At 48.9% G+C, this 24,678-nt stretch carries 26 protein-coding genes; 9 read left to right on the top strand and 17 right to left on the bottom strand.

The features are described 5' to 3' along the window. Positions 1 to 237: 237 nt before the first annotated feature. The 7 genes from ACO0LL_RS07285 to ACO0LL_RS07255 are packed head-to-tail and all read left to right on the top strand — an operon-like array spanning position 238 to position 6,012. Positions 238 to 1,539, top strand: coding sequence for an NAD(P)/FAD-dependent oxidoreductase (locus ACO0LL_RS07285; protein ID WP_422950223.1), 1,302 nt, complete (start codon positions 238 to 240; stop codon positions 1,537 to 1,539). Between the two features lie 2 nt (positions 1,540 to 1,541). Continuing rightward, positions 1,542 to 2,345: a DUF1365 domain-containing protein gene (locus tag ACO0LL_RS07280; RefSeq protein WP_422950222.1), complete on the top strand. Its 804-nt coding sequence runs from the start codon at positions 1,542 to 1,544 to the stop codon at positions 2,343 to 2,345. Then, positions 2,342 to 3,607 (top strand): class I SAM-dependent methyltransferase, encoded by a 1,266-nt coding sequence (locus tag ACO0LL_RS07275; protein WP_422950221.1) that lies wholly within the window; start codon positions 2,342 to 2,344, stop codon positions 3,605 to 3,607. The genes ACO0LL_RS07280 and ACO0LL_RS07275 overlap by 4 nt, the downstream gene beginning before the upstream one ends. After that, entirely contained in the window at positions 3,604 to 4,179 is a 576-nt protein-coding gene (locus tag ACO0LL_RS07270; RefSeq protein ID WP_422950220.1) for a chalcone isomerase family protein, read from the top strand. Before ACO0LL_RS07275 ends, ACO0LL_RS07270 begins: the two co-directional genes overlap by 4 nt. Positions 4,180 to 4,213: 34 nt before the next feature. Continuing rightward, positions 4,214 to 4,789, top strand: a complete 576-nt coding sequence (locus tag ACO0LL_RS07265) for a DUF3833 domain-containing protein (RefSeq protein WP_422950219.1) — start codon at positions 4,214 to 4,216, stop codon at positions 4,787 to 4,789. Beyond that, positions 4,786 to 5,553, top strand: a complete 768-nt coding sequence (locus ACO0LL_RS07260; protein ID WP_422950218.1) for an SDR family NAD(P)-dependent oxidoreductase — start codon at positions 4,786 to 4,788, stop codon at positions 5,551 to 5,553. The genes ACO0LL_RS07265 and ACO0LL_RS07260 overlap by 4 nt, the downstream gene beginning before the upstream one ends. Continuing rightward, positions 5,554 to 6,012 (top strand): nuclear transport factor 2 family protein, encoded by a 459-nt coding sequence (locus ACO0LL_RS07255; protein ID WP_422950217.1) that lies wholly within the window; start codon positions 5,554 to 5,556, stop codon positions 6,010 to 6,012. A gap of 12 nt (positions 6,013 to 6,024) precedes the next feature. On the opposite strand, the gene ACO0LL_RS07250 is transcribed toward ACO0LL_RS07255, so the two are convergent. The 13 genes from ACO0LL_RS07250 to ACO0LL_RS07190 form a co-directional block, all read right to left on the bottom strand. Then, the gene (locus ACO0LL_RS07250) at positions 6,025 to 6,453 is read right to left on the bottom strand and encodes a nuclear transport factor 2 family protein (RefSeq protein WP_422950216.1); all 429 of its coding nucleotides are present in this window, start codon (positions 6,451 to 6,453) and stop codon (positions 6,025 to 6,027) included. Between the two features lie 108 nt (positions 6,454 to 6,561). Next, positions 6,562 to 7,755, bottom strand: a complete 1,194-nt coding sequence (locus ACO0LL_RS07245) for a phospholipase effector Tle1 domain-containing protein (RefSeq protein WP_422950215.1) — start codon at positions 7,753 to 7,755, stop codon at positions 6,562 to 6,564. A 12-nt stretch (positions 7,756 to 7,767) separates the two neighbouring features. Beyond that, positions 7,768 to 8,238 (bottom strand): hypothetical protein, encoded by a 471-nt coding sequence (locus tag ACO0LL_RS07240; RefSeq protein ID WP_422950214.1) that lies wholly within the window; start codon positions 8,236 to 8,238, stop codon positions 7,768 to 7,770. Positions 8,239 to 8,802: 564 nt separating this feature from the next. Continuing rightward, complete coding sequence (locus ACO0LL_RS07235) at positions 8,803 to 9,117, bottom strand: HU family DNA-binding protein (RefSeq protein ID WP_422950213.1); 315 nt, start codon at positions 9,115 to 9,117, stop codon at positions 8,803 to 8,805. Between the two features lie 237 nt (positions 9,118 to 9,354). Further along, complete coding sequence (locus ACO0LL_RS07230) at positions 9,355 to 10,410, bottom strand: hypothetical protein (protein ID WP_422950212.1); 1,056 nt, start codon at positions 10,408 to 10,410, stop codon at positions 9,355 to 9,357. A 30-nt stretch (positions 10,411 to 10,440) separates the two neighbouring features. Beyond that, the gene (locus tag ACO0LL_RS07225; RefSeq protein WP_422950211.1) at positions 10,441 to 11,481 is read right to left on the bottom strand and encodes a M23 family metallopeptidase; all 1,041 of its coding nucleotides are present in this window, start codon (positions 11,479 to 11,481) and stop codon (positions 10,441 to 10,443) included. Positions 11,482 to 11,530: 49 nt separating this feature from the next. Next, positions 11,531 to 12,220, bottom strand: a complete 690-nt coding sequence (locus ACO0LL_RS07220; RefSeq protein WP_422950210.1) for a hypothetical protein — start codon at positions 12,218 to 12,220, stop codon at positions 11,531 to 11,533. Between the two features lie 23 nt (positions 12,221 to 12,243). Then, positions 12,244 to 12,885, bottom strand: a complete 642-nt coding sequence (locus ACO0LL_RS07215; RefSeq protein WP_422950209.1) for a hypothetical protein — start codon at positions 12,883 to 12,885, stop codon at positions 12,244 to 12,246. Positions 12,886 to 12,928: 43 nt separating this feature from the next. Next, entirely contained in the window at positions 12,929 to 14,620 is a 1,692-nt protein-coding gene (locus tag ACO0LL_RS07210) for a hypothetical protein (RefSeq protein WP_422950208.1), read from the bottom strand. Positions 14,621 to 14,636: 16 nt separating this feature from the next. Then, entirely contained in the window at positions 14,637 to 15,806 is a 1,170-nt protein-coding gene (locus tag ACO0LL_RS07205; protein ID WP_422950207.1) for a hypothetical protein, read from the bottom strand. Between the two features lie 14 nt (positions 15,807 to 15,820). Beyond that, positions 15,821 to 16,471: a hypothetical protein gene (locus tag ACO0LL_RS07200; protein WP_422950206.1), complete on the bottom strand. Its 651-nt coding sequence runs from the start codon at positions 16,469 to 16,471 to the stop codon at positions 15,821 to 15,823. A 149-nt stretch (positions 16,472 to 16,620) separates the two neighbouring features. Continuing rightward, on the bottom strand, positions 16,621 to 17,256 hold the full coding sequence (locus tag ACO0LL_RS07195; RefSeq protein WP_422950205.1) for a hypothetical protein: 636 nt from the start codon (positions 17,254 to 17,256) through the stop codon (positions 16,621 to 16,623). Continuing rightward, a complete protein-coding gene (locus ACO0LL_RS07190; protein ID WP_422950204.1) occupies positions 17,256 to 17,744 on the bottom strand; it encodes a hypothetical protein in 489 nt (162 codons plus the stop codon). Before ACO0LL_RS07190 ends, ACO0LL_RS07195 begins: the two co-directional genes overlap by 1 nt. A 285-nt stretch (positions 17,745 to 18,029) precedes the next feature. On the opposite strand from ACO0LL_RS07190, the gene ACO0LL_RS07185 reads away from it, so the two are divergent. After that, entirely contained in the window at positions 18,030 to 18,449 is a 420-nt protein-coding gene (locus tag ACO0LL_RS07185; RefSeq protein ID WP_422950203.1) for a hypothetical protein, read from the top strand. A 94-nt stretch (positions 18,450 to 18,543) separates the two neighbouring features. Continuing rightward, positions 18,544 to 20,769, top strand: coding sequence for a DotA/TraY family protein (locus tag ACO0LL_RS07180; RefSeq protein WP_422950202.1), 2,226 nt, complete (start codon positions 18,544 to 18,546; stop codon positions 20,767 to 20,769). A 324-nt stretch (positions 20,770 to 21,093) separates the two neighbouring features. Here the strand turns inward: ACO0LL_RS07180 and ACO0LL_RS07175 are convergent, their stop codons facing one another. The 4 genes from ACO0LL_RS07175 to ACO0LL_RS07160 all read right to left on the bottom strand — a co-directional run bounded on the left by ACO0LL_RS07175 (position 21,094) and on the right by ACO0LL_RS07160 (position 24,677). Then, positions 21,094 to 22,107 (bottom strand): HNH endonuclease, encoded by a 1,014-nt coding sequence (locus tag ACO0LL_RS07175; RefSeq protein WP_422950201.1) that lies wholly within the window; start codon positions 22,105 to 22,107, stop codon positions 21,094 to 21,096. 27 nt (positions 22,108 to 22,134) lie between these two features. Then, positions 22,135 to 22,383, bottom strand: a complete 249-nt coding sequence (locus tag ACO0LL_RS07170; RefSeq protein WP_422950200.1) for a hypothetical protein — start codon at positions 22,381 to 22,383, stop codon at positions 22,135 to 22,137. A 541-nt stretch (positions 22,384 to 22,924) separates the two neighbouring features. Next, positions 22,925 to 24,019 (bottom strand): hypothetical protein, encoded by a 1,095-nt coding sequence (locus tag ACO0LL_RS07165; RefSeq protein WP_422950199.1) that lies wholly within the window; start codon positions 24,017 to 24,019, stop codon positions 22,925 to 22,927. A 4-nt stretch (positions 24,020 to 24,023) separates the two neighbouring features. Further along, a complete protein-coding gene (locus tag ACO0LL_RS07160) occupies positions 24,024 to 24,677 on the bottom strand; it encodes a YcbK family protein (protein WP_422950198.1) in 654 nt (217 codons plus the stop codon). Position 24,678 lies beyond the last annotated feature (1 nt).

The raw sequence follows: 24,678 nt of genomic DNA, 5'->3' as shown, positions 1-24,678 counted from the left end.
TTTTTTACCAGTGATTTTTCTTGCTCTGCCACTAGGGAATTGAGTAAAGAGCTTGAAACGGACATGGAGCAGGATTGAATCCAAACAGGCGGGTTTTGCGTATGTATAAATAAGTACGTCAGACAGCACGATGCATGCACATCTCACGCAATTCGCTGAAAGTACCATTTTTACAACAAATGTATTTTTTGACATTCTTATTTACTCTTATTTATTAATCATCAGCATAATCAGACTATGAAAATCGCTGTCATCGGTTCCGGCATCTCCGGCCTGTCTTGCGCATACGAGCTTTCTAAAGCAGGACATGAAATCAGCCTGTTTGAAGCCAATGATTATTTTGGCGGGCATACCCATACCGTCGATGTCAGTCTCGAAGGCCAGACTTATGGTGTTGATACCGGTTTTCTGGTGTTTAACCACAAGACCTATCCCAAGCTCGTCAACTTATTCAAGGAATTGGGCATCGCCACGGTTGCGACGGACATGTCTTTTTCGGTCAAGATGCCGCTTGGTAAAAACGGCAGCCGCCTGCTGGAATGGGCAGGTGCCAACCTGGATACTGTATTCACTCAACGCCGCAATCTGCTGAACCCGGCCTTCATACGCATGTTGCGCGATATCCTGCGCTTCAATAAGCAGACAACTGCACTGGCAACAACACAGGAGCATCCAGACTTCAAGCAGCCGTTGGGCAGCTTCCTGGATCAGAATGGCTATAGCAAAGAATTTCGCACCTGGTATTTGCTGCCAATGGCAGCCTGTATCTGGTCTTGTCCTACCGAGACGATGATGGCTTTTCCACTGTCATCATTCGTCAATTTTTGCCATAACCACGGTTTGCTGCAAGTGAATGACAGGCCGCAATGGCAAACCGTCAAAGGTGGTGCGAGACAGTATGTAGAAAAGATTTTGCCGGGCATCGCACACAAGCATCTGCAAACCCCGGTATTAAGCGTGCGTGAAAAAGCCCAGGGTGCCATTGCTGTACAAACTGAGCACGGCACCCAGGTGTTTGAGCATGTCGTGTTCGCCAGCCATAGTGACCAAAGTCTGAAGTTGCTGGCAGATGCTGATCTGGCAGAGCGCCAGATTCTGTCATCTGTCAAATACCAGCCCAACCGTGCTGTACTGCATACCGATGCCAGCGTTTTACCTGAAAATAAAAAGGCCTGGTCGGCCTGGAATTATCAAAGCGAAAGCGGTAGCGAGCCACGTGTTTGCGTACATTACCTGATCAATCAATTGCAGCCCCTGCCTTTCAAGACACCGGTCATCGTCACCCTGAATCCTATTACAGAACCAGCCGCAGCCAGCATCATCGATAGCTTTGATTACTCTCATCCGGTATTTGATGCGATGGCCATCAACGCCCAAAACCAGCTGGCGAATATCCAGGGCAGGAGAAACATCTGGTTTGCCGGTGCATGGACAGGTTATGGTTTCCATGAAGATGGCTTGAAATCTGGCTTGCGCGTGGCAGGAAGCATACTCTCCCGCGCCGACGCTGCTTACGAACGCATGATACGCGCGGCCTGAACATGAACGCACCCGCCCCCACATCAACTGTCATTTTATGCACTGGCGAAGTGATGCATAAGCGTTTGCGTCCGGCAAAAAATGCTTTTCGTTATGGCGTGTTTTTTATCCGGGTGCCTGTACGTAACATTAACCATATGAGTACGCCAGCGCTGTTTTCTGTCAACCGTTTTAATGCCCTGTCTTTTCATGAACGTGATCATGGTGACGCAAGCCAGCCACTGGTGCAATGGATAGATGCTTTGCTGCAAAGCGAAGGCATTGCAGATGCCGATGGTGATATCTGGTTGCAATGCTTCCCGCGCGTGTTTGGCTATGTGTTTAATCCTGTGTCTTTCTGGTTTTGTCATCGTCAGGATGGCAGTTTGCGAGCCATAGTGTGCGAGGTACGCAATACCTTTGGTGAAAAGCATTTATACCTGCTGGAAAAAGGCGGCAAACTGGCCAATGGCGAAGAATTACAAGCCAGGAAAATTTTTCATGTCTCGCCATTTTGCAAGGTCGAGGGCAACTATCGCTTTCGTTTCATGCAGGCACAACAGGATATTCTCGGACAAGATTCTCCGCACAGAAAACACCTGGCTCGCATTGACTATGCAGATGCAGAAGGCCCCTTACTGCTGACCAGCGTGTCTGGACGTGAGCAGAGCATGAGCAATGCAGGCATAGCCCGGGTCATGTTGCGGTATCCCTTCATGACTATGGGTGTGGTGCTGCGCATTCATTTGCAAGCACTGCGTCTGTGGATCAAGCGCGTACCGTTTATCTCCAAACCTATTCCCCCTACTGAAGAGTTAAGCCGATGAGCAGCCTACATCCCTCGTTAACTTCTGGCGCATCTGCAGCCAACAATAATACGGCACAAAATGCTCCACTGAACAGCAAGCATTTCCCGGCGCAAGCCAGGTTCGTGTTAAGCCTGCTTAACAAACTTGAGCACGGTTGTCTGACCATACAATTTCCTGATGGCCAGACGGCAAGCTTTGGCCGCACATCAGAAGGCTGGCAGCATGTGAGCCTGCATCTGAAAGACTGGGAGTTGTATCGCGCCGTGCTCAAGTCAGGCGATATCGGCTTTGCCGAGAGCTACATCAATGGCCATTGGACGACCAGCAGCCTGACCGGACTGATAGAACTGATTTCCCATAATCGCCAGCAACTGGAAAGCGTCATCTACGGCAGTTGGTGGGGTAATCTTATTTATAGACTTAAGCATCTGCTGAACCGCAATTCCCGCACAGGTAGCAAGAAAAACATTCATGCGCACTACGACATAGGCAACGAATTCTACAAGCTGTGGCTAGACCCCTCAATGACTTACTCCAGCGCGATTTATTCTGACGAGCAGGAACAGACACTGGAAGAAGCGCAGCAAGCAAAATACCGCCGCATACTGCATCAACTGGCTTTACCAGAAAATGCCAAAGTACTGGAAATAGGCTGCGGCTGGGGTGGATTTGCCGAGATGGCGATACGTGATGCCGGTGCACACGTCACCGGACTGACGCTGTCTGTTGAACAGCTGCAATATGCCCATGCACGCTTGCATCATGCCGGTCTGCATGCGCAAAGTGATTTGCGCATAGAAGATTACCGAGATGCAAACGGCAGCTATGACGCCATCGCCTCGATAGAAATGTTTGAAGCTGTTGGTGAGGCTTACTGGCCCGGCTATTTTGAATGCCTGCAACGCAATCTGAAACAAGGTGGCCGCGCCTGCGTGCAAAGCATCGTCATTGCGGATGAATTATTTGACCGCTATCGCAAAGGTACCGACTTTATACAGCAGTACATTTTCCCTGGTGGCATGTTGCCATCGATAGAAAAATTCCACGCCATGGCTGCCAGCTACGGCATGGAAGTACTGGATACCTATAATTTTGGCCTCGACTATGCACGCACGCTGCTGCACTGGCGCCATGCCTTCATGGAGAAGCTGGCGCAGGTGAAGACGCAGGGCTTTGATGATGAGTTCCTGCGTACCTGGGAATTTTACCTGGCATATTGTGAAGCTGGTTTTCGCGCTGGCAGTATCAATGTCACGCAATTTACATTGAGAAAAAAATGAATACCCGATTGCTTGCGCGCGGCTTTTTTATGTTACTGCTGCTTTCATCTGCAGCATTGTTTGTGCATGCAGAGGATAAAGCCACCACTACAGCACCAGCGCATATCAGTGAAGAAATCCCGCAAGCCAGTTTGCAGGGCAGTGGCAGTTTTCGCTGGTTCGGCCTGCATATTTATGACGCGAGCTTGTGGTCTTCACCCGAAGGCTATAAACCAGACAGCGACAAGCCACAAAGATTTGCGCTCGACCTGGCCTATGCCCGCAACTTGTATGGTGGAAAAATCGCCGATGCCAGCATAGATGAAATAGAAAAACTCAAACTGGGTACAGCAGAAAAGCGTGAACGCTGGCTAGCGCAGATGAAGAAGATTTTTCCTGACGTCAAACAGGGCACGCATATCACCGGCATCCATATACCAAACGAGGCTGCGCGGTTTTACCTGAATGGAAAATTGCTGGGCGAGATACGCGATGCCGAATTCGCTCACGCTTTCTTTGCGATCTGGCTGGATAAAAATACTTCCGCCCAAAGTTTGCGCACCAAGCTGTTAGGAAAAGCCGCTGCTGGCTAACGCCTGCCAGCCAATCACCACCACGGGAAGATATATGTTTACACGTACGTTCCATCGTCAATACCGGCTGTTCTTCTCCAGCCTGAATGTAGCGCTGATCATGCTGCTGACATCCTGTGCCAGTCAATATGAGCCTGGCCGCTACCGTAACGAAACCCCAAAGCTGGACATGCAAAGCTATTTCAATGGCAAGCTGGATGCCTGGGGTATGTTCCAGGACAGGTCAGGTGCCATCGTCAAACGTTTTACGGTCGTTATGGATTGTCAGTGGTCGGGTGATATTGGCACGCTCAATGAAGATTTCAGTTACTCGGATGGCAGCAAACAAAAACGTATCTGGACCTTGAAGAAAACAGGTGATAATCAATTTACTGGCACTGCTGCCGACGTGATAGGCGAGGCCAAAGGCCAGGTATCAGGCAACACCCTGCACTGGAATTATGTATTGGCATTACCGGTTGATGGCAGTGTTTACAATGTCGATTTTGATGACACCATGGTCTTGATGGACGACAAAGTCATGCTCAACCGCGCCATCATGCGCAAGTTTGGTGTCGAGCTGGGTAGCGTGACACTCTCTTTCACAAAACGTAGTAACAGCACACCATGAACCCCGTTATCCGCGACTGGCGTGGCAAACGTGTCTGGATCATAGGCGCATCCAGCGGCATAGGTGAAGAAACTGCCAGGCTGTTGCTGACCCTGGGTGCCAGGGTCGCACTTTCTGCCCGCAAACTTGCACAACTACAAAAAATTGCCGCTGACTATCCCATGGCTGAAGCAGTGGCAGTGGATATCTGCGATCATGCCAGCATCGTGGCTTGCCATGCAGGCCTGATGCAAAAATGGGGCAGCATCGATCTGGTGCTCATCGTTGCCGGCAGCTACAATGAAATGCGCGCGGACAGTGTTGATATGGCTGCAGTTAACCAATTGATAGACATTAATTTGCGCGGCGTCTATCAATGCCTTGACGTGATTTTGCCTGACATACTTCAGCAGAGTTCAGGCGGCATAGGCATAGTCGGTTCAGTTGCGGGTCTGTCAGGTTTGCCCAAGGCGCTGGTATATGGGCCGACCAAGGCAGCCATCATCAATTTGTGTGAGTCCCTGTACCTCGATGTGCGGCCAAAAAATATAGCGGTATATATGATCAACCCTGGCTTTGTAGAAACACCAATGACCGCAGGAAATGACTTCAAGATGCCTGCCATGATCAGTGCACCGGAAGCAGCGGTAGCCATCGTCAAAGGTATGCAAAGGGGCGACTTTCACATCCACTTCCCGCATCGCTTCACAAACTGGTTAAGGTTGGCGCGTCTGCTCCCTTATCGCAGTTATTTTTATCTGGTCCATAAAGTCACAGGTTTATAAATGTCCAACACTCATGTACCAGTCCAGACAGAGCATCAAGCCAGCCTGAATAAGCTCGTCAACTTCTTTGAATCCATCACACTGCCGGCCTGCCAGGACTTGTCTGGTGTCTATACTGAAGATGCCTATTTCAAAGACCCCTTCAATGAGCTGCGTGGCCTGCCAGCCATCAACCAGGTTTTCCAGCACATGTTTGTGCAAGTTCATGAGCCGCGCTTTCGCATTACTTCTACGGTATTACAGGGTGACACCGCTTTTCTGGTCTGGGATTTTTTATTTTCGATGAAAAACTTCAATGCAGCACCGCAATGCATACGGGGTAGCACGCATATACGTTTTGCGGAAGATGGCCGGGTGAGCTTTCACCGTGATTATTGGGATGCGGCAGAAGAATTGTATGAAAAGCTACCCGTGCTGGGCAGCCTCATGCGCTTTTTGAAAAACCAGGCGCGCAAGTAGTGCGCAAATAGTTTATTTGCCTGCCTTGTAGGCCGGCAAATATTGCGCCAGCCTCGCGCCCATTTCCTGACCCAGCGCTTGCAAGCCACTCATGGGCCTGACCATGACTTCAAAGTCAACGATCTTGCCATCAGCATCAAAGCGTATCATGTCTATACCCTTGAGCTTCTTGTCACCGACACTGGCACTGAATTCCAGCACGATATTCAAGCCATCATCAGAAGACAATTCACGGTGATAAGTGAAATTTTCAAATACCTTGACGACAGTACCCAATATCAATACGACCGCCTGGGCGCTGGCATAAGGCTGATGCGCCATCGGAGAACGGAAGACCGCATCTGCATGCACGATGGATGGCAAGGCACTCAGGTCTTTATTGGCAATCATTTCATGCCAGGTTTGCAGGGAGGCAGCAACGGCGTCAGGCAGCTTGTTCATTGTCATCCTTTTATGTTGATTTAGCCCGGCATGCTCCGGGCTTGATGTAAAAAGAATGATCTTAGACCAAATTTTGCCTGCAGGTATTTTTGCTGTTGTAAATGGCGTCTACAGCTTGGGCTGTACTGGTTTGGCAGCTTCAGGTGTGCGTGACAACAGCCGGCTGGATGGGCTGTCGTCAGCACTCAATACATTCATGTCCGCACCGGGACGTATTGCTGCGACTGGTTTGATACTACTGCTAAACTGTTCCAGCAGCTTCTTGTCCACAGGTTCAACTGCTTTGCCATCCGGATCTTGTTTAGCGGTAGTCCCGCGTTCTTCTACCCTGCGGTAAAAGAATTTATGTTGAGTGGAATCATGGATGACGCTTTTCTCTGGCTCTACCGGTACTTCGCGCTTCGCAATCAATGATGAACCCAGGCTGGCATTCAGGAAACCGCTCATCAGATTAAAATTACGTGTAGAGAGACCATTGAGTTCATAACCGCCACCGATATCACTATGGCAGCCGGCGGTCGTCACACCGAGGAAGCGCTTGTCAGCCGACAGGCCCTGCGGAATGATGTTATCTGCCGGGAACAGGGAGCGATGCTCGTCACCCGCCTTGATTTGCAGACCGCTGATGACGGAGTCGGCTGGCCGCCTGTCCTTATGCTCCGGAGCACCCGTCGCAACCGGATCATACATGGCCAGGGCCTGGGCTTGCTTGCCGGGTTCCTGCAAGGGTGGCGCCGTGAATGTCACCTTGTCCTCTTTCAGGCCAAGTGCCAGCGGATAAGTTTCTACTTTTCTGGCATCCGGATTTTGAACACCTCTCTCATCCACCATACGGGTAAAACCTGCTGCCTGTTCAGCACCACGGCTGAAACCGACAGAAACTACGCTGATCCTGGCATGGGGATTTTCTTGCAACCAGGCGGCAGACTGTATATCAAATTTTTGATACATCTCTTCCAGGCGCTCCTGGTAAGTGCCGCCTGTCGCTCCATCTATCACTCCCTTAAGTCCGCCCTGAGTACCCGGCCCTTCCTTATAGTAAAAGGCGATGTTGGGGTTGTCCATCCTGGCGTTTTCGACCTGCTCTTTCAGCAACCCGACATTGGTGATGTGCTTGGGATCTTTGATGGCATCGTTTCCTGTACCGTCAAACAGGGCAACGAATACGCGAGCATCCGGGTCCTTGGCATCATAGAGTTGCGGAACCTCGAAGGCATTGATCTGTGCCTCTGCCTTGGTATAGGTGGCCAGTTGCTCAGGAGTAGCCTGCTTAACATCAACGCCGTCAGATTTATCGGTCATGGGAAATCAAGGTCAAAAAGTCTTGGAAAAGGCCAGTGTCAGATGATCACGGTGCTCACGCGTTTGCTCATCTTTTTCCAGGCGCATTGTCACGAACATATATACATTCACGGTGCGGTCGTTCACTTCAATGATGATGTTTGGCTTGCCACCATATACAGGCTCGGCTTTATACAGTTTGGACAGCTCTTCTGTATGCAGAATTTTTCTGTCTTTGAATATTGCATCCAGATCAAGCGAATATTTGAATGGCGTACCATCCTGAGAGCGCCATTCCATTTCTACCGGGCCTGAAAAAGCATGATAACTGCCCGAGGTACCCCACTTGAAACGGCTAAGGTCTTCTGGCGTCTTTGCCCTGAATGTCTTGCCAAAGCTGAGTCTGTGCGGTGAGCCTGCATAAACGATATACACATCACTGGCACTGAACACCTTGACATCAATATCGTGTGTAGTAAATTTCAATTCTTCTTCATTTGCCATTGCGCTAGATCCCAATTGTGTTTGTAAGGCGATTGCCATCAAAAATCCTGTAAATCTTCGTTTCGAGAATTTCATGTCTTACCCGATTTGCATGGAACGCATGTCTTGAAGCGACCAGAACGCGTTACAGAATGACTGTGATTAATAGTGTTGCATACGGATTATTATCAGAATTTTAAAAATAATCCAGACTAGCGTGCGCATCGCCAACGCAAGAAGTAACTGTAGTTCTGACTTGCCTATAAATCCAGAAAGTCCGCACCATGCATGGTTCACTTGATTTTTGTTGCCGGCAACAGGGAAAGCAAAAGCACTCATGACAGACTTGATGACAATAATTATACGTCGATGCTTTTTATTTTACAAATAAATATACGAACAAAAGTAAAAAACGTTTTAAGAATTAAAACCATGAAAACCACACTTGAATGACAGGCTACGATTGCTCTTAATGGCGGCAATATTTTGCCGGGTTCTAGTGTTACAGTGTGAAAGACGAAAAAAAACGGACGCCGCAGCATCCGTTTTGTACAGCCAGCGAATATCGCCAGACCTGATCCTCGCTCAATCGTCGTCTTCCTTGATGTCATCCACGGGCAAATTATTGACTTTGTTCTGCAGATAACGGCTGGGTTTAAACTTGGGAACTTTGCGGTCTTCTATCATGACAGGTTCACCAGTGCGTGGGTTTCTGGCTTGTTTGGCATTTCTTTCAGCTACTTTGAAGGTGCCAAAACGGCTGATTTTGGCTTCGCCGTCTTCCACCATTTCGCGGACTATCTCGTCAAAGACGAAGCTAACGATGTCTTTTACTACATTTCTGGTCAAATCACCCTGATATTTGCTGTAAATACGTTCGACGATGTCGTGTTTTGTCATTTTCTGTGAAAGCTTTCTTATAACAGTGATCAACTGCCTGGTTTGCAGTCAAAAACTGCCGATTTTCTAAAAAGCTATAATATGCCTTCATAAATTGAAAGTCAAAGCAGGCTGGATGAGTAGGAAAATGCGCTGCCTGCCTGGTAGACAGGCGGCAGTCTGCAAAAATTGCTACTTAGTTATAAGCTGAAAAGCGAGGAAAAGAGATACACTTGCGCCGCCCAGGGCGTCGAAGTATCAAAGGCCGGGGATAGGTGAGGCTTTGCGCACCGGTGCTTCTGGCTGCGCTTTGTTTTTATCTGCTGCATTGAGGCCAGACACTGGTGTAGCCAAAACAGGAGCAACCGGCACGACTGCATTGCCATTGCGTGCCAGTTCTTGCAACTTGCTCTTGCCCTCCGCCTCGCTGATGATGCGCGCATTCGAACCATAACGCTGGGTTACTGTCGTGCTCTTGTTTGACCTCAGTTGCAACGACAAGTCATCCATCTGTGCTTTGGCCAAGACTACATTTTCCGCTGGTAAATTAGAAGTCTTCGGCATCATTGCAGCCGGGTCTTTTGTCGCCATCTTGCGCACCAGCCAGTTCGACCTCAACACATCGGGCAATGGCGCTGCTCTGGTCTGATCAGTCTTGAGTCCGGCTGACTCAAAATTTTTGGCGTAGTCTGCCTGCCTGTCGAGATTGGCTTTGAGGTAGGCAGCTGACTCGTCCCGCATGCGTCGATTTTTTTCGAGACGAACCGGATCAAAGTATTTTTGCCGTATCTGCGCTTCCTTGTGCTCGAAATATTTTTTTTGCTGCGCAGTCATCTGTTTGCCATCACCACGATCCAGTCCCAGCAAGTGCAATTGCAGTTTCTGCATCGTCGCATCCAGCGAGTTGTATTGAGGATTGGTGTCCCCAGCCTTCAGTTCAGACTGGTATTTTTTTTGATAATCCTCAACTTGCTTTCTTCTTTCAGCAGGCATTTTCGCCAGTTTTTCGGCATTGGCCGCCTGCATGGCTTTCAGTATCTCATCGCCATTCTTGCCCTTCATGCTGTCAACGGCAGCCTGATACTTTCTGCTGTCCTCGGCCCGTAATTTTGGCGTGCTACCTGGGCCGCTCTGCGGTTTTTTTTGTTCAGTACCAGCTCTGGCACCCGGACTATCCATTTGCGTCAGATCATTGACTTGCCGGGCTTGAACGCAAACAGGCAACACCATGCCTAGCAACAAAGACAGGACTGCCACCTGACGTGCACAGTATTTTATTTGCTCTGGCTGACGAGGGTGAGTGCTCAATTTCATTGATACCGGCTTCGCAAAAAGTATCTGACGTTAAGGTGAAATACTGCGCAATGCAGGTTCACGCAATTTCTTGGTTTTCATCTGGATAGCGACTTCATTGAGCAATGCTGTCCTGGTGGCCGACAATTGCACAATATTTTCAGCCACTTCCTGTTTTTGGTATTGCATATAAATCTGGTAAGCGGTCATGACGGCAAGCTCATAATACAGGGGGAGCTCGCCTTTAAGCGAGAGTTCGGAATACCACTGCTCAGAGCCAAAGCGCTTTTTCGCTTCGCCGACTATCATTTCAGAAAATGACATTTCCTCGGCAAGGACAGGCGCAGGCATAGGTGGTTGTTGTGAAGCATTTTCGCCCGATTTAGCCAATTTGGCAGCATCAACAATAGCGACAGAATTGGCGACCGCAACAGATGAACTTGGTATCGTCCCTGTAGATGCATTCTGCGCCATATATTTATCGTAAAACTCTCTGTCGAAATGATCTGTTTTGCCGTTATAAACATCGTTATCGACCACACCCGGCGGACGCACCAGACTCAATGGTGGTTTTCTCTCTGGTTTATCGACCGCAGGCTGGTAACTAAATGAAACACCGCCGCAAAACGGGGGCGGTATGCGCATGGCCGTAGTTCTGCTGGGATCACCTTTGGTAATCACTTCCAGGTGGATATGCTCAGGATTGGGCAAAATTCCTGTATTGGAGGGAACGCCTAATTTGTCGCCGATGCTGATGGTAGAACCATTCAGTCTTGCCTTGCCATTAGCATCAGGCTCAAAATTCCTTAGATGGCAAAATTTAGCGGAGAAACCGTCAGACTGTTTAATGACTACCATATTACCGCAGCCACTAGTTGCAGGAAAGGAATAATAAGTACCTGCTACCGGTGATACCACCATGGGATCAGGCAGTGCTTTTTTGGAGAAATCTGTACCATAGTGAAACTGCCATTTACCACGGCCATTAGGATTAGCATCAAAGCGCCAGCCGAAAGGGCTGCTGACAACCAGAGATCCAGATTTGATGACAGTTTGCAGGCAGGTACTTGCCGACGCCAGACTCTGCGTCATTAAGCTTGCACATACTGCCGTTGCCAGCAGATAGGGTCGGAGTTTTAATTTAGCCTGCATTTTTTTTCAACAATGGTTTTAGTATGGACTTGATCGTGTCTTTCTCATTACGCGTGGGATTTTCACGCTCCATCAGCGACACTCCAGCTTCATAAGCGATCTTGTCGTCAAATCCCAGTCCCAGGGTCGCCCAATTCAAGTATTGCCTGAGTTTTTCATTACGCAATTCACCCTGCGCACGTGTCGCAGCTGTCTGCACTGCCTTGCATACTGTCTTGTCGTATTCACTGTTATGCATGGTATCGACACAGATACTGTTGTAAATAAAATGATGCAAAGTCAGGTAAGGTAAATCGAGTGTTACACCTTTATTCTGATCAGCCATTTTCAGACGGACTGCGGTATAGAATAAAATTTGCGCCGACACTACCTGGCCATTTGCTGCATACCACGCCATCTTTCTGTAAATCATCGCATAACGTTTATCTGGCTCAGTAGCGATAATGCCACCAGGACGCATCACCGCCAGCTTGGGATAAGCATAAGCCAGCGAAGTATCGATTTTCTTTACGGCATCTGGCTCCTTCAAGGAGAATGTCTTGCTCACTTCGGCTTGGTTCTTGGCCGATTTTTCTATCATGTAAAACGAAAACCAGGGATTGTCTTCTGCCGGTTCACTCCCAAGAGTTGTTTGCGCCTGCACCATGCCAGCGGCACAACAAATCAGCAGAACAAACAAGCAATTATTTAAAAACACCCTCATCATCGTTTAGCAATGTACTGCCTGGTCTTGGCATCAAAAGTAAATGAAAAATTCCTGTCCAGTTTTTCCAGCGCCGTGCCAGCCTGGTTCAGTGCGGTCCCCGTCTGACGCAAGACCACATCTGGATAATCTGGCGTAACTGAGGCTGGGAAACTGGCAGTGAACTTGCTGTCGGCACAAAGCTTCTTGCCCTGGCATGCAGCACCTTCCAAATTATTCAACAACACTTCTGCAGTCTTGAGTGCACTTTGAGGTTTTTTGTCTGCACTAAATATATACACTTCTGCAGAGGAGTATACATAACCACCTTTGTTAGCCGGCAGTAAAACTACGGCGACCTGGTTTTTTGTCTGCGACAAGAATCCACCAGCCCCGCTGGCATCTTCAACCGATACATTGGCCACGCCGCCAGGGCCACGCACGGTAATCGCATCATTGCTGCACTTGCCAGATTTCTCGGGGCAATTACCGTCACGGATAAAGGTCGAAATCCAATAGGTGTCCTTGCCGCTATCTGCAAGAGCAATGATTTTTTCTACACCTGCAGCCGACTTCGATTCCTGCCCCAATCTGATGGCATCTGCGGCATGACTTACCGTAGCCACTACAGCCAGGGCAATTGCGAGCATACTTTTTTTCATGGTTTCACCAGATATTCTCTATTTCTTTTTTTCATGGCCAACATCAGCAAGCGTTAATGCCAAATTTCTTGCGCCAGAATTCCCAATACATCTGGCCATTAATCTGTTCCAGCGGGACGCGTGGGCTCATATTGCCTTGTATAGCTTTTTTCCTGGCTGCAGATAAAGGTGCGCCTGTCGTAATATTGTCGTAGATCTGCTTGAAGCCGGCGGCGCCCATATTGTGCATACCGTACAGGACAAATACAGGCGGTACACCTTTCACACCCTGCGGGAAAGTACTGCTAAAAGCAGCTATGTTGGCGATCGCATATTTTTTCGCCGCGATACCGTTCTGGTAGGGATCAAACACCTGCTCAGGCAAGAGCCCACTCATGCCAACGTCACCCAGTGCACCGGCCCCCATTTGATACAAGCCATAATAGTGAGCCGGGCTCACAGCACGCGGATTCTTGGTCGATTCTACATAGGCATAGTAATGCCAGGCAGACCGGGAAATACCAAAATTGAGCAAAGGCGTACCAGAGTCACCATTGGCAAAGGAATTATTGATGGCAGCGTTCACATCTGCCTTGCCCATCGCCTCATATTTGGCGAAATCGGCACTGGCGGCGCAGCGTGCCTGCGTCTCCGGTGAACCCGTTGTGGTTGAAGACGGGTCAAGATTAGGATTGGCATCGGCAATCTGGTTAGCCACGTCAGCCCGCGCAGAGTTATCCGCATTGAATGCCACCACTACTTTACTGCGACGGGCGATTTGCGAATTAAGCGAGTGGGCCACGGTACTCATGCGCGCCTGTATGACGTCATTACTACCTGAAAATGCCTTCCTTGCGTCGGAATTATAAGTATCTTCATTGTAGTCAGTGGCTGGATAATTCCCCATGCCCATGACATTTTCTGACCATACCATGGCCGCCCGCTTTTCTTCTTCTGACAGTTGGGTAGTCTTTGCCTCACCAGTCCTGGTATAACCCGGCGGCATCACATCAAGATTCTGCAGATGATCAGCTGCTGCCGCTTCGCAAATGCCATTAAAGACATCGGACATACTGCAATAAGAAGTGGAATGGCGCAGATAGCTTGCCTCTGCATCCGCCATCCTTGAAGTACGCATGCTATTGATCATACGGGTATTCATGGCATCGGCAGCTATCGCCGTTCCAGAAGAAATCAGGGGGGTGACCTGCGTTTGCGAGACCAGCTCATTACAGACCTTGGTAGGCATGTTGGCGCCGACTCCCTTGATCAGGGTAGCAGCCGCTGCTTCTTCCGGGCCCCGTGGAGTACTACCGGGCAGGCCAAGCTGGGTTCCATACAAAAAAGACTTACCATGCAACATGGCGGCTTCGCCATCATTCTCTACTTTATTGCGTGCCCCACTGAGTTCAAAAGCAGCTGCTACTTTTGCGCCTGCCCCCCAGGTCTCGGGCAATACCTGGTAATTGACCAGCGCAGTAGCAGCCAGGGTCACAGCAGAAACGGCGGCAGAAATCGCCGCGACGACCCCTGTTGTTGCCTCTGCTATGGCAATCAACATGTCTGGCGACCATATCTCGCATATGATGTAGCCTTCATAAATACAGACACCAGCCCTGGCCGACAAGGAAATAAAGAACAAAGACAATAGCAAAAAACTCAGGCCAACGAATGCATACCGCCGCAAAACACTCTGCCTGACGGCAGAATGCTTTTGCGATTTTTGTTTATTGAAATAAGTCCGCATGAATGTCATTGCTCTTGGTATGCGATTAAGGAGTTGTGCCAATAGCACGCAGAGCCATTTCACGATTTTTTGCGTAATTCGGATTCATGCTCACGGCAATTTCGTTCAGGATCGCAACTTGTGTTGCCAGATTTTGTTCCACCCTTTCCTGTTGTACATAGGATTGATAATCCATCCAACTTTTGAAGGCCATCATCTTGTTCAATTCACGCAACAAGCCATTGGTATTGTACTGAGACAAAGTAAGGTACCAGGACTGATCGACAAAACGGTTTTCCACGAACAGCTTCATTGCCTGCAAAGGAGACAGAGCCGTAAGGCCAGGCGCAACCAGGCCCATGGAATCAGGTGTCAGGCTAGGATCAACCTTGCGCATCAGAGCGCCATTCTCCATCGTCGCCAATGGCACGGATGCCCGCGCAGCATAAGTATTATTGGCCGACAACCATTGCTTGCCAGCGGCAGTCTTGGACATTTCATCGACATTTTTGGGGGTATTCGGTGGTTCACCCACCACATTGACAGCAAAACGTGATGCTGCAATCAGACCCGCGTCATCCAGAGGCTTATCAGCAGAAGCGAGCACTGTCTTGGAAACATTGACCGGTGCCTGGTAATAGCGTTTGCCTTCTGCGTTGCTGTCCATGTAAATCATATCGTCCTGATAGCGTTTGGCCATTTCTGAGCGTATATCCGGTGCACCATTGCGGAAGTAGTTGACTTTTTCCTGCACACTTTGGGAGTCAGGCGACACACCACCTACTGCCGAACCCAGGGTAGTCGAGGACGCCAGGTCATAACAGTTGCGCTGGCCGTTCAGCATGGGGTCTTTGATATTCAGTAAGGCAATTGCAGCAGCTTCATTGATCTTGATGTCACCATCGACAGCAATCTTGCCTTCTGCCAGCACCTTGGCTCTGGCACCATTCATTTCAACCGCAGCCTTGACCTTGGCACCAGCTCCCCAGATTTCAGGCAAGATTTGCAGTTCGACGATTTCCGTCATGGCTGCAATAATCGCGGCAGCAGCAGCCCCAACCGCAGCAGCCACTTCTGCACCAGCAGATATTGCGCCAGCTGCCGCCAATGCGCCATCTCCGCAGCAGGCGTCAGCGCGCAAGGGAATTAAAGTGAACGGCACGGCAAGGGTGCATGAAACAGCAATCGCCACAAATTTTTTTTTCAGATTTTTCATCACTTAACCTTCACTCATAAGCCAGGGATAGTCGATTGCGACTGGGCAGGCGCAGCAGGTGGCGGCGCCGGTGAGTATGCCGGGGGAGGATTTGCAGGCGCAGTGCCGACGTTAACAAAATTGCCGAAAGTATTCACACCAGACTGATTAATCCCTGAATTAACCGTATTAACCGCGTTGTTGACAGCACTATTCCACGCACCAGTGGCAGCGGCACATATCTTCATGATGATTTCATTGATGAGTTTGTCAATTAACTGATTCAGGATCGCTTCGAAAGCAGCGGTGAAGCTGAAGCTGGTTGGCAAATTGAAAGCAACAGAAATCAACTGAATATTTTCGAGACAAGAATTGATGGAATCATTGAAACGCTTGACCGGATCACCAGGCGCTGCTGCGGTTGCCACATTCTTTGCAGAATTATTGATCGCAGTATCAAACTGATTGCCACAATTTTTTTGAGACCTGGCATTTGTTTCGCTCGTGCCCAAGGCATTTGTTGCACGCATGTTTTTTTGCGTATTCGCATCCAGTATCGCGATACTAGAATCTACTGAACCCACGGCGCCTACAGTCGAGACACTGTCTGCCCTGACCATAGCTGGCATGATGGCGACAGAGACTATCAACAAACGGCACATCATATTTTTCACAATTTCCCGCATCACAAAGCTCCTTGCTTTCATATCATTGTCTGAGCTACTCAAGCACATACATTTTATTTATTCTGCCCATTTACTTCGCTTATTTACTCTACTTTTATTCTGTCACTTTTCTGTCATTTCTATCCCGGTCAGCAGCATTTTCACCCGGTTTAAAACCCTGGTATAGCGGAAGGAGGACTAGGTGGTGCAGGTGCTACAGGCGCCGGGCCAGGCGGTGCAGGCCCAACAACGACGACATTTCCAAAAGTATTGATACCCGATTGATTGATGCCTGAATTAAGCGTATCTATCGCATTACCAACGGCAGAATTCCATGCTCCCGTTGCGGCAGCGCATATTTTCATAATGACTTCATTCACCAGTTTTTCCATCAGCTGCTTGAGTATTGTTTCAAACATTTGTGTGAAATTGAAACTGGTTGGCAAGTTAAACACCGCAGAAATTGTCTGTATATTGTCAAGGCAGGCATTCACACTGTCATTCAGTTTTTTGACTGGATCACTGTATGTCATGGCGCGTGCCATATGCTGCTGTCCTGCTGTCAGAGCATCTTTTGCTTTCGTGGCACAGGGATCAATCGCTGCCAGATCTGTTTGATTTGCCCCCACTGCTCCGCTCAGTTCCAAGGTTTTTTGTGCGCTTGTATCCAGCGTGGTAATGGTCAGGTCACCAACGCCGGACATGCTGTCAGCAGCGCTGATACCTGGCATGAGCGTCGACAATGCCAGCAATGCCATCATTGCAAACCAGAACCGCCGCAGTAATTTTTCAGAAATCAATTTCATCAAGCCACCCGTGCGCCCTGTTCAATGGCAGTCTTTACAGCAACCAGCCGTTCCGGTGCAAATACCGTTTGCAGCAAGGCTGTCTTCCTGGCGAAGCGCAATCTGTCCATCATGAGTTTGAAAGCAACCCGGTCGATAGCTGTCACGCTCCCCTGTTCATACAGGCTCTGCGCCTCATGCAGGAAATTAAATTCAATTTCAGGAAATCCGGTTTCCAGCCAATACACCAGACGCAAGGCCAGTGATGAATGCAGATACGCGAGCACAACCAACAAGTCGTTAATGAAGGCGGCCTTTTGCCCGGACCGCACAGCCTGAGCCAGCATGGCCGGCATGGATGCCACCAGTACAGCCATTTCATCATCCAAGGATGCTCCGCTGTCCAGCACCCAATCCTCGGTCGCATCCATCGCGCCAATAATATACGGCGCACCGGGCGACACCTCGCCCCAGTACGCTTGCAAGCCTTCACTTGTTAAATCAACCATATATTATCCATGCCAGAAAATACAACATTGACGCATTATAACTACAGAATTATTTAAAGAATATACCCTTGTTCTTTTTACTTTATTTCAAAAAACCTTTATAAGTAATAAGTTTTTTAAAAATATTATTTTACTTGTCGAGTTTTTACCATCAGGTTATCATTAATAATTGAAAAAGTGAAAGTAAAAAACTTAATGGCGGTGAATTTGGACAATAAGTCAACATTAAGAAATGCAAATTCAACAACATCCGAAAGCGAGGCAACGGATGAATTTGGCGATCATTTGCAAAAACATAAAATGATAGAGGCAGCCCATCATGTTGCCGACATCATGCTGGGCCCGGTAGGCGGTGTACTGGTGGCGCACGCCCTGCATGCCGCAGATATGGCTGCAGAGTTGTACAACCAGCCAAATACGAACAATGCAAATGCCATTCCGTTAAACCAGCCGCATCTGACACTCAATGGGGTGCCGACAGCAAAACCGGTATTAGTACTTGATGCGAATGATGATCCCAGGAATCCAGGCAGGAAGCTGCACAAGAAGCCAAGTGAAAAAGTAGTCAACGAAAACGAAAAACGCTATCACGAGAGAGCCTTCAGCCAGGGCATGGATCTGACACCCGCTATCACCCTGCCTACCGGGCGACCGGATATGGCCACTGGCACGACGCGCAAGAAGAAACGTATTACACCGATTTGATCAGTGTCAGCAAAACCGGATTGAATCACAGCACAGTTACAGCAAGCAGGCAGCGGACTTTACCAAACAGCATTCAGCCATTAAAGAGATACCCATGCGTACAAGCAAAAAACTCAATATCTACATCTTGCTGGCACTGGCCGCTGCCCTGGTGGCGACTGGAGCGCACGCGGGAAATTTTTGGGTGCCTGAGGGCAAGCAAAGTGACTATTCCGTACAGATACTGCGGGTCGTCTTTGGCAATGTCGTGCTAAATATCTATGACGGCACCATTGCCGATAATGACAATCATATTCTTTCAAATCTGTTAAGCAAGATGAATGCAGGTGTCCTGGTCATCGGCATGATAATCATGGCTTACACTTACATAGGCGGCGCGGTCCATACTGCCAAGGATGGCGAATGGCTGGGCAAGAAATGGGACACTATGATGGTCCCCTTGCGCACCGCAGCAGGTATGGCCATGTTGTTACCAACAGTTGCCGGCTACTCCTTTTTGCAAGTTGTACTGATCTGGTCTGGCATACAGGCAGTAGGTCTGGGCAGCAGCATCTGGACCGCGGCATACTCCACCATCGCGAATCAGGTTTTTATTACACAGCCTTTTCTTGCACCTAACAAGACCGCGAAACAAGCGTTCCTGATGGTGGCATGCAGGGAAGCTGGCAATATGTACGGCATGGAAATCACGCCATCTGCATCTGATGGAAAAATAATCTATGCCGCAAAAGGATCTCAAGATGCAGGTAGTGCCGGTTTTTGCGGCTCTATACAATGGAGCGCTTCCAGCACTTGGAGCAAGTTAAAAAATGCCTCGACCAACCTGGTAGGTTGTGACAACCTGTTTTCTACAGAAGAAGGCTGTACCAAGATACTCGCGGATACAACGGCCCAGCCATTTTCATCCTTCAATTTCTCTGGCGTTGATAAAGTGACACTCTTCGAATCGAGTAATAAGGAAGAATTTGAAGACATCATGCGCACGGAGCACGGGAAAATTATTACCGAGATGCTCAACAGCCAGGCCCTGAAAGATATGGCAATCGATTTATTGCAGGCAACCGATGCATCCAAGAAATTGATGCTGCCAGGGGGCACATATGAAAATACACTGGCAAAAATACAGCTCCAGTATGAAAAGGACCTGATAACAAAAGTACGGGAAAATATGAAGGCTACCCTTTTTCAGGGCCAGACACCTCAAGAATTATGGATGTTGAAAATGGGTGAGCAAATGAAAAATGGCGGCTGGTTGCATGCAGGGTCTTTCTACATGAAGATAGGCAACCTGAACAATGCAGCGCAAAATGTCATCAACGGCGCAATCTCTACTGCCTATACGATTCCCAATATTTCAGGCATGCAGAATGACGGTCAAAACTCTGCTTTTTCAGTTTTCCTGAACAATTTGCAGCAAACTATTATTGGCACGAATAGCCTTGCCACCAAGATAGAGAGCGATACACCAGCCAAATTTGATTACAAGGATATCAGGAAGACCTGGAACGCCTTGACCGATGGCATTTCGACCGGCGTACTGAAATTTGCCATGGTAGGTGAAATCGGAAAAAATGGCATGGACCCGCTCGTACAATTAAAGGCAATTGGAGACACCACGATTCTTGCAGGGGAGGCTATGCTGGTGGAAGGATCCGGTGCTTTCTTGAACAAGAAACTGGAAGAGACCAGCACCTTGTCCATCATCCTGGCCGCTCTGAGCGGACTCATGCTGAGCATGGGCATGTTCCTCGGTATTATCCTGCCCATGCTTCCTTATGTGTTCTGGGTTTCTGGTGTTGCCTGGTGGCTTATCTCTTTTGTCGAAGCAGTTATTGCTGCACCGATCTGGGCGATTGCCCATATGCACCCGGAAGGACATGATATTGCTGGCCGTGGCTCGCCAGGCTACATGTTTGTATTGTCCATACTGATACGTCCGGCTTTGATGGTGATCTTCCTGTTTGCCGCCATGCTGCTGATCAAACCCATCATGAATTTCGTCAATCAGGGTTTCTTTCAATCCATCTCGAATATGACGGAAGGTTCCATGGTAGGTATCATGACTTTGCTGGGCACCTTGATCTTGTATTCAGGCATAACCACCAAAATGATCATGACCGTGTTTGGTATCATCAATACTGGCCCTGACAATATCATGCGCTGGATAGGTGGCAGTGATTCCGTTGGATCTCAGGCCCATAATACTGCGAACAGCATCCATCAAGGTGCAGAAGCTGCAGGTTCAAAAACAAGCGAAATTGGAACGGGTATTGGCGCTAAACGCGGTGCGGTAGTTGCAGCGGCAAAGAAGAACAAATAGCCTGATCTTTAACCTTGAACACGCCATCCATGCGGTCTCCACTTGCAAGTGGAAGCAGCATGGATGGCGTGTTCCAGTTTACTATTTTGTCAGATATTGAGACCTGATCATCTGCCATGTACCGAAATTGACGGCCAGACTCCAGAACCAACACTTGCAAAGTCTCAATGAAAGACCAGCAGCTCACTTTTCCCGGGCATATTTCGCTGGTTGATTCATATCAACAGCATGATGTACCAGCTCTTACACTTCGGTCAAAAAAATGGCCTGTCTGAAAAGACAGGCCATTTTTATCATTATATCAATTCACTACTATCTTTTAGTTCAAGCCTCACCCGGCATACCAGCCGTTGAAAACAGCTTCATACTATTCAATGGCAATTGGGACAGGAAAGGCAGTTTGGAACCGACTTCACGACCGCGCTTTGGGCGCTTTACCGTCTGACCATCCTCCCCTGGAAACTGCAAACCTGTGCCATCAAGCATATCCAGATTCAATTCCCATGATTTTTTAGACCGTTCTTTCCACACATGCAAGGCATGCTGGTAATACGTCTGCGCCTGCGGCTTGCTCCAGCCATTGATCCTGGCTAATTGCGCCATGGCGGCTTCAAACTCATCATCACTTTTTGCCCGGCTCAGCTCTATATTTTTAACCGAGTGGCAACGTGGACACAAGCTCATCAACGCCGTGATTTTTTGCGTGCCCTTGAGCTCATCATATTCAAACACTTCATGGCACTCAACAGGATGCTGATGACCTTGCTCAAAACCATTTTCCAGGCAAATCTCACAACGATAACCGGCACGTACAAAAACCGCTTTTTTAAGACGATTGAATTCAGCGTGACCAAGATAGCTACGGACACTGGAAAAGCGGCTGGAAAAGGGGACGGGCTCGATAGACAGCACTGGACGGCTCACGGGCACTTGCAACAGATTTTCTGCACTTGAAGCAGTAGTGACGATAGTTGGACGCAGAGCCGCCGTTTTTTTCAATTCCTGCTGCAGGGCAGGCAATTCACTGACGAGCACGCCTATTTCACTGGCCTGCCTGTTAACTACGCGGACATATGGAAATATAGCAGCCAGCTGCGTCAGGCCAAAGTTCAATTCATCCCTGAACAGCAGTCCTTGCTCTTCATAGAAATCTTCACGTGCCAGTACCCGGCGCTGCGCCAGTGACAAGGGGCCAAGCAGGCATAAGCGCTTGCTTTGCGTATCAGGGTCATAGGCCACTACCATACGCAAGGTGTGCATCGTCAGGTCCGCCCATCTGGTCAGTGGCTGGGCTGAGGGTTCTGAAGATTTCAAGTCCTCATTCATGATTTCGTTCACTGAATGCTCCAAACTAAAACGCACTTATCAATCTTTATGTTCCGGGTTTTGCTGAGTCTGTTTCTTGAACCTGGCACCAGAGCGCCAACCCGCTACATCCGTCTTGAATCCATGTACGATGTTCCGGCCCAACTGGCGTAAGGAACGCAAGCACCAGACAACTATGCGTACGAACAATTTGCGCGGCCTGGCCGTCTCAGGATCAAGTTCAGATTGCTGATCAAAGGCATATACAACAAGACAAAGCAATACGACCACCAAAATCCAAAAGTACACCATTTCTACCTCACACCGTCTTTTTTACTTGCCGTCTTCATTTCCATGGGCCCTTCATTGTTGCAGAGAAGAATGTCCACATGATGAAAAATGCTGACTTGCTTATTTAAATTTAGCTTAAAAAGACAGGAGTTGCCGTAGATTAATAGTAACTATTCATGAATCTTGGCAAGCGTTTAAGCCACATATCTTAACCTAGCGGCCATATTCAGCCTATAGCGTGAGGTCCAAACTGGTTTTGCTTTTGTTTCTATTTGCAAGCACCCTTGACAAAAAATAAAATACATAAATAACAAGCTACCATACCACTTGCTGACGCCGCCGCCCTCTGTTGCGATACTTGAGATAGTGCTTGAGATGCCGCTATGAAGCAGCAGCAGTTTTAACCATCGTTTCAATAGAAATCAGGCCGCCGTTGCCGCTAGTTGCATGGCATCCCTGTCAGCCTGTTTTCCATCAATTTGAACACTGAATACCTACTCAAGTATGTAGATTAGCTCCTCAAATTTCTGTCAGCATCAGCCTCAGGAAACATTTGGTTTCAATTTTTTCTGATCATGCGTTCTATCTGATCGACTTCAGGTTGCTCAGGGACAATGAAAGCATTGCGTTCACCGCCACGCTGATAAATCAGCAGAGGAGTTCCTCTAAATTTGGTATCGCGCAAGAACAACAGATTCTGTGACAAAGACCGCGCCATCTTGTCATCTGGCGCGACGGATTTGATGGTTTTCCTGAACATTTTTTCGACGATATCGGTTTCACCGCGATTCAATAAAAAGTAGGCTGCCATTTGCGCCGATGGGCTTTGCATATTATTACCGCTCAATGAAATGACGGGTATCCAGCGTACGCGCAAGAGACCGCGCTGCACATAAGGCCGCAACATTTCCCAGGTTTTATGGCAATGCGGGCAGATAGGATCAAAGATCACATACACAATGTTATTGCCGCTTCCCTCTTCTACCCAGGCGGTAGATTTTTCTGCTGCGGCAAAGACCTTGTTCTTGAATTCGGTAGGAACAGTTTCCAACTCGCGAATGGTGGTGAGCATCTTGCTCTGCTCAGTGACGGTTTTATCGACTTCGTTCGCCAGCGTTGGTGCCAATCCCGGGACTGCAGCAGGCGCGGCCTGGGCGAGGCCTGCCTGTTCAGCCAGCTCGATTTTGGTGATGGAACCACCGGCAGAGTTAAAGACCTCGCCAGCCGCCAGGAATTTGCCATTGGCGGTGACATAAAATATTTTCTTGCTGCCATTGCGCTCTACCACCAGGCCTTTGAAGCCGGAAGAAGAACGGAATTCCTTGACAATATTATTGCCCTTGCCCTGCATGATGCGGTTCCAGTCCGGCACCGACTTTGGCGCTACGCTTTTTTGTGACAGGGGCTGCCCGTCTTCACCGAACAGCTCGCCTGAAAAAAGATAGTCGCCGTTTTCAGTCACATAGAATGTTTTTTCTGCACCGGCGGCTTCTACTACCAGACCACGGAACCCGGAAGGCGAAGAAAATTCCTTGACAACCTTGTTGCCACGCGCCGTCATGATTTTCTTCCAGTCTGTTGCTGCCATTGCAGACAGGGAAAGCGACACACCCAGCGCCATGAGTATACTTTTTACCAAGCGTTTCTTTTGCATTACATCATGCCTTCCATAAATTCGGCTTTCCCACTACATCAGTGTGAACAAACCCACGTTTTTTATATAAGCCAACACCGCCAGCCCTGAGACTGAGAGCGGCACCGGCGAGATCTTCCACGCTGACACCATCGAGCCAGCCATCAGCAGCGCCGGCATACACATGGCCAGAATCTGCTGCTGCGCCTTCGGTCTGGTCATTCGTGACCCATGAGCGATAGCCAGAGGTCAGGTGGTAATAACCGTGTATGCCCTGGTTAAACCAGAAATGGCTCTGCACCGACGTAATCAACGCTGCCAGGCGCATATCCACCTGGACTACCCTGCTGCTCCTGACATCCCGTAAAAACCAGCACAGGCGCTTGTAGCCCTCGGCATCGATACGGCCATCTTTACCCCACAGCAAAAAGTCAGCGCGTTCAGCCGCATGCCACTTCGAGGCTTCGCGCGTCAGATAAATCCGGCGTAATATGCGCCCTTCGCCAGATTTCTCTGGGTAGTAAAAATCCGGCCTGAACAACTGTCCAGTTGCGCCATTGGCAGCACCCGCTGTGGCAGGCAAGATCAGCCCCGCCGCAACCGCAAAGGACTTGGCCAGGAAATCACGCCTGGGTGCTTGCGCTGTGCTGGTTTCAAGGTGAACTAGCAGTTTGTTCATG

Source organism: Undibacterium sp. TC4M20W (genome assembly GCF_049340245.1).
In the GTDB taxonomy this organism is placed as follows: Bacteria; Pseudomonadota; Gammaproteobacteria; order Burkholderiales; family Burkholderiaceae_D; genus Undibacterium.
Note: the sequence above shows the minus strand (reverse complement) of the source record. Positions and strands in the feature narration are given on the sequence as shown.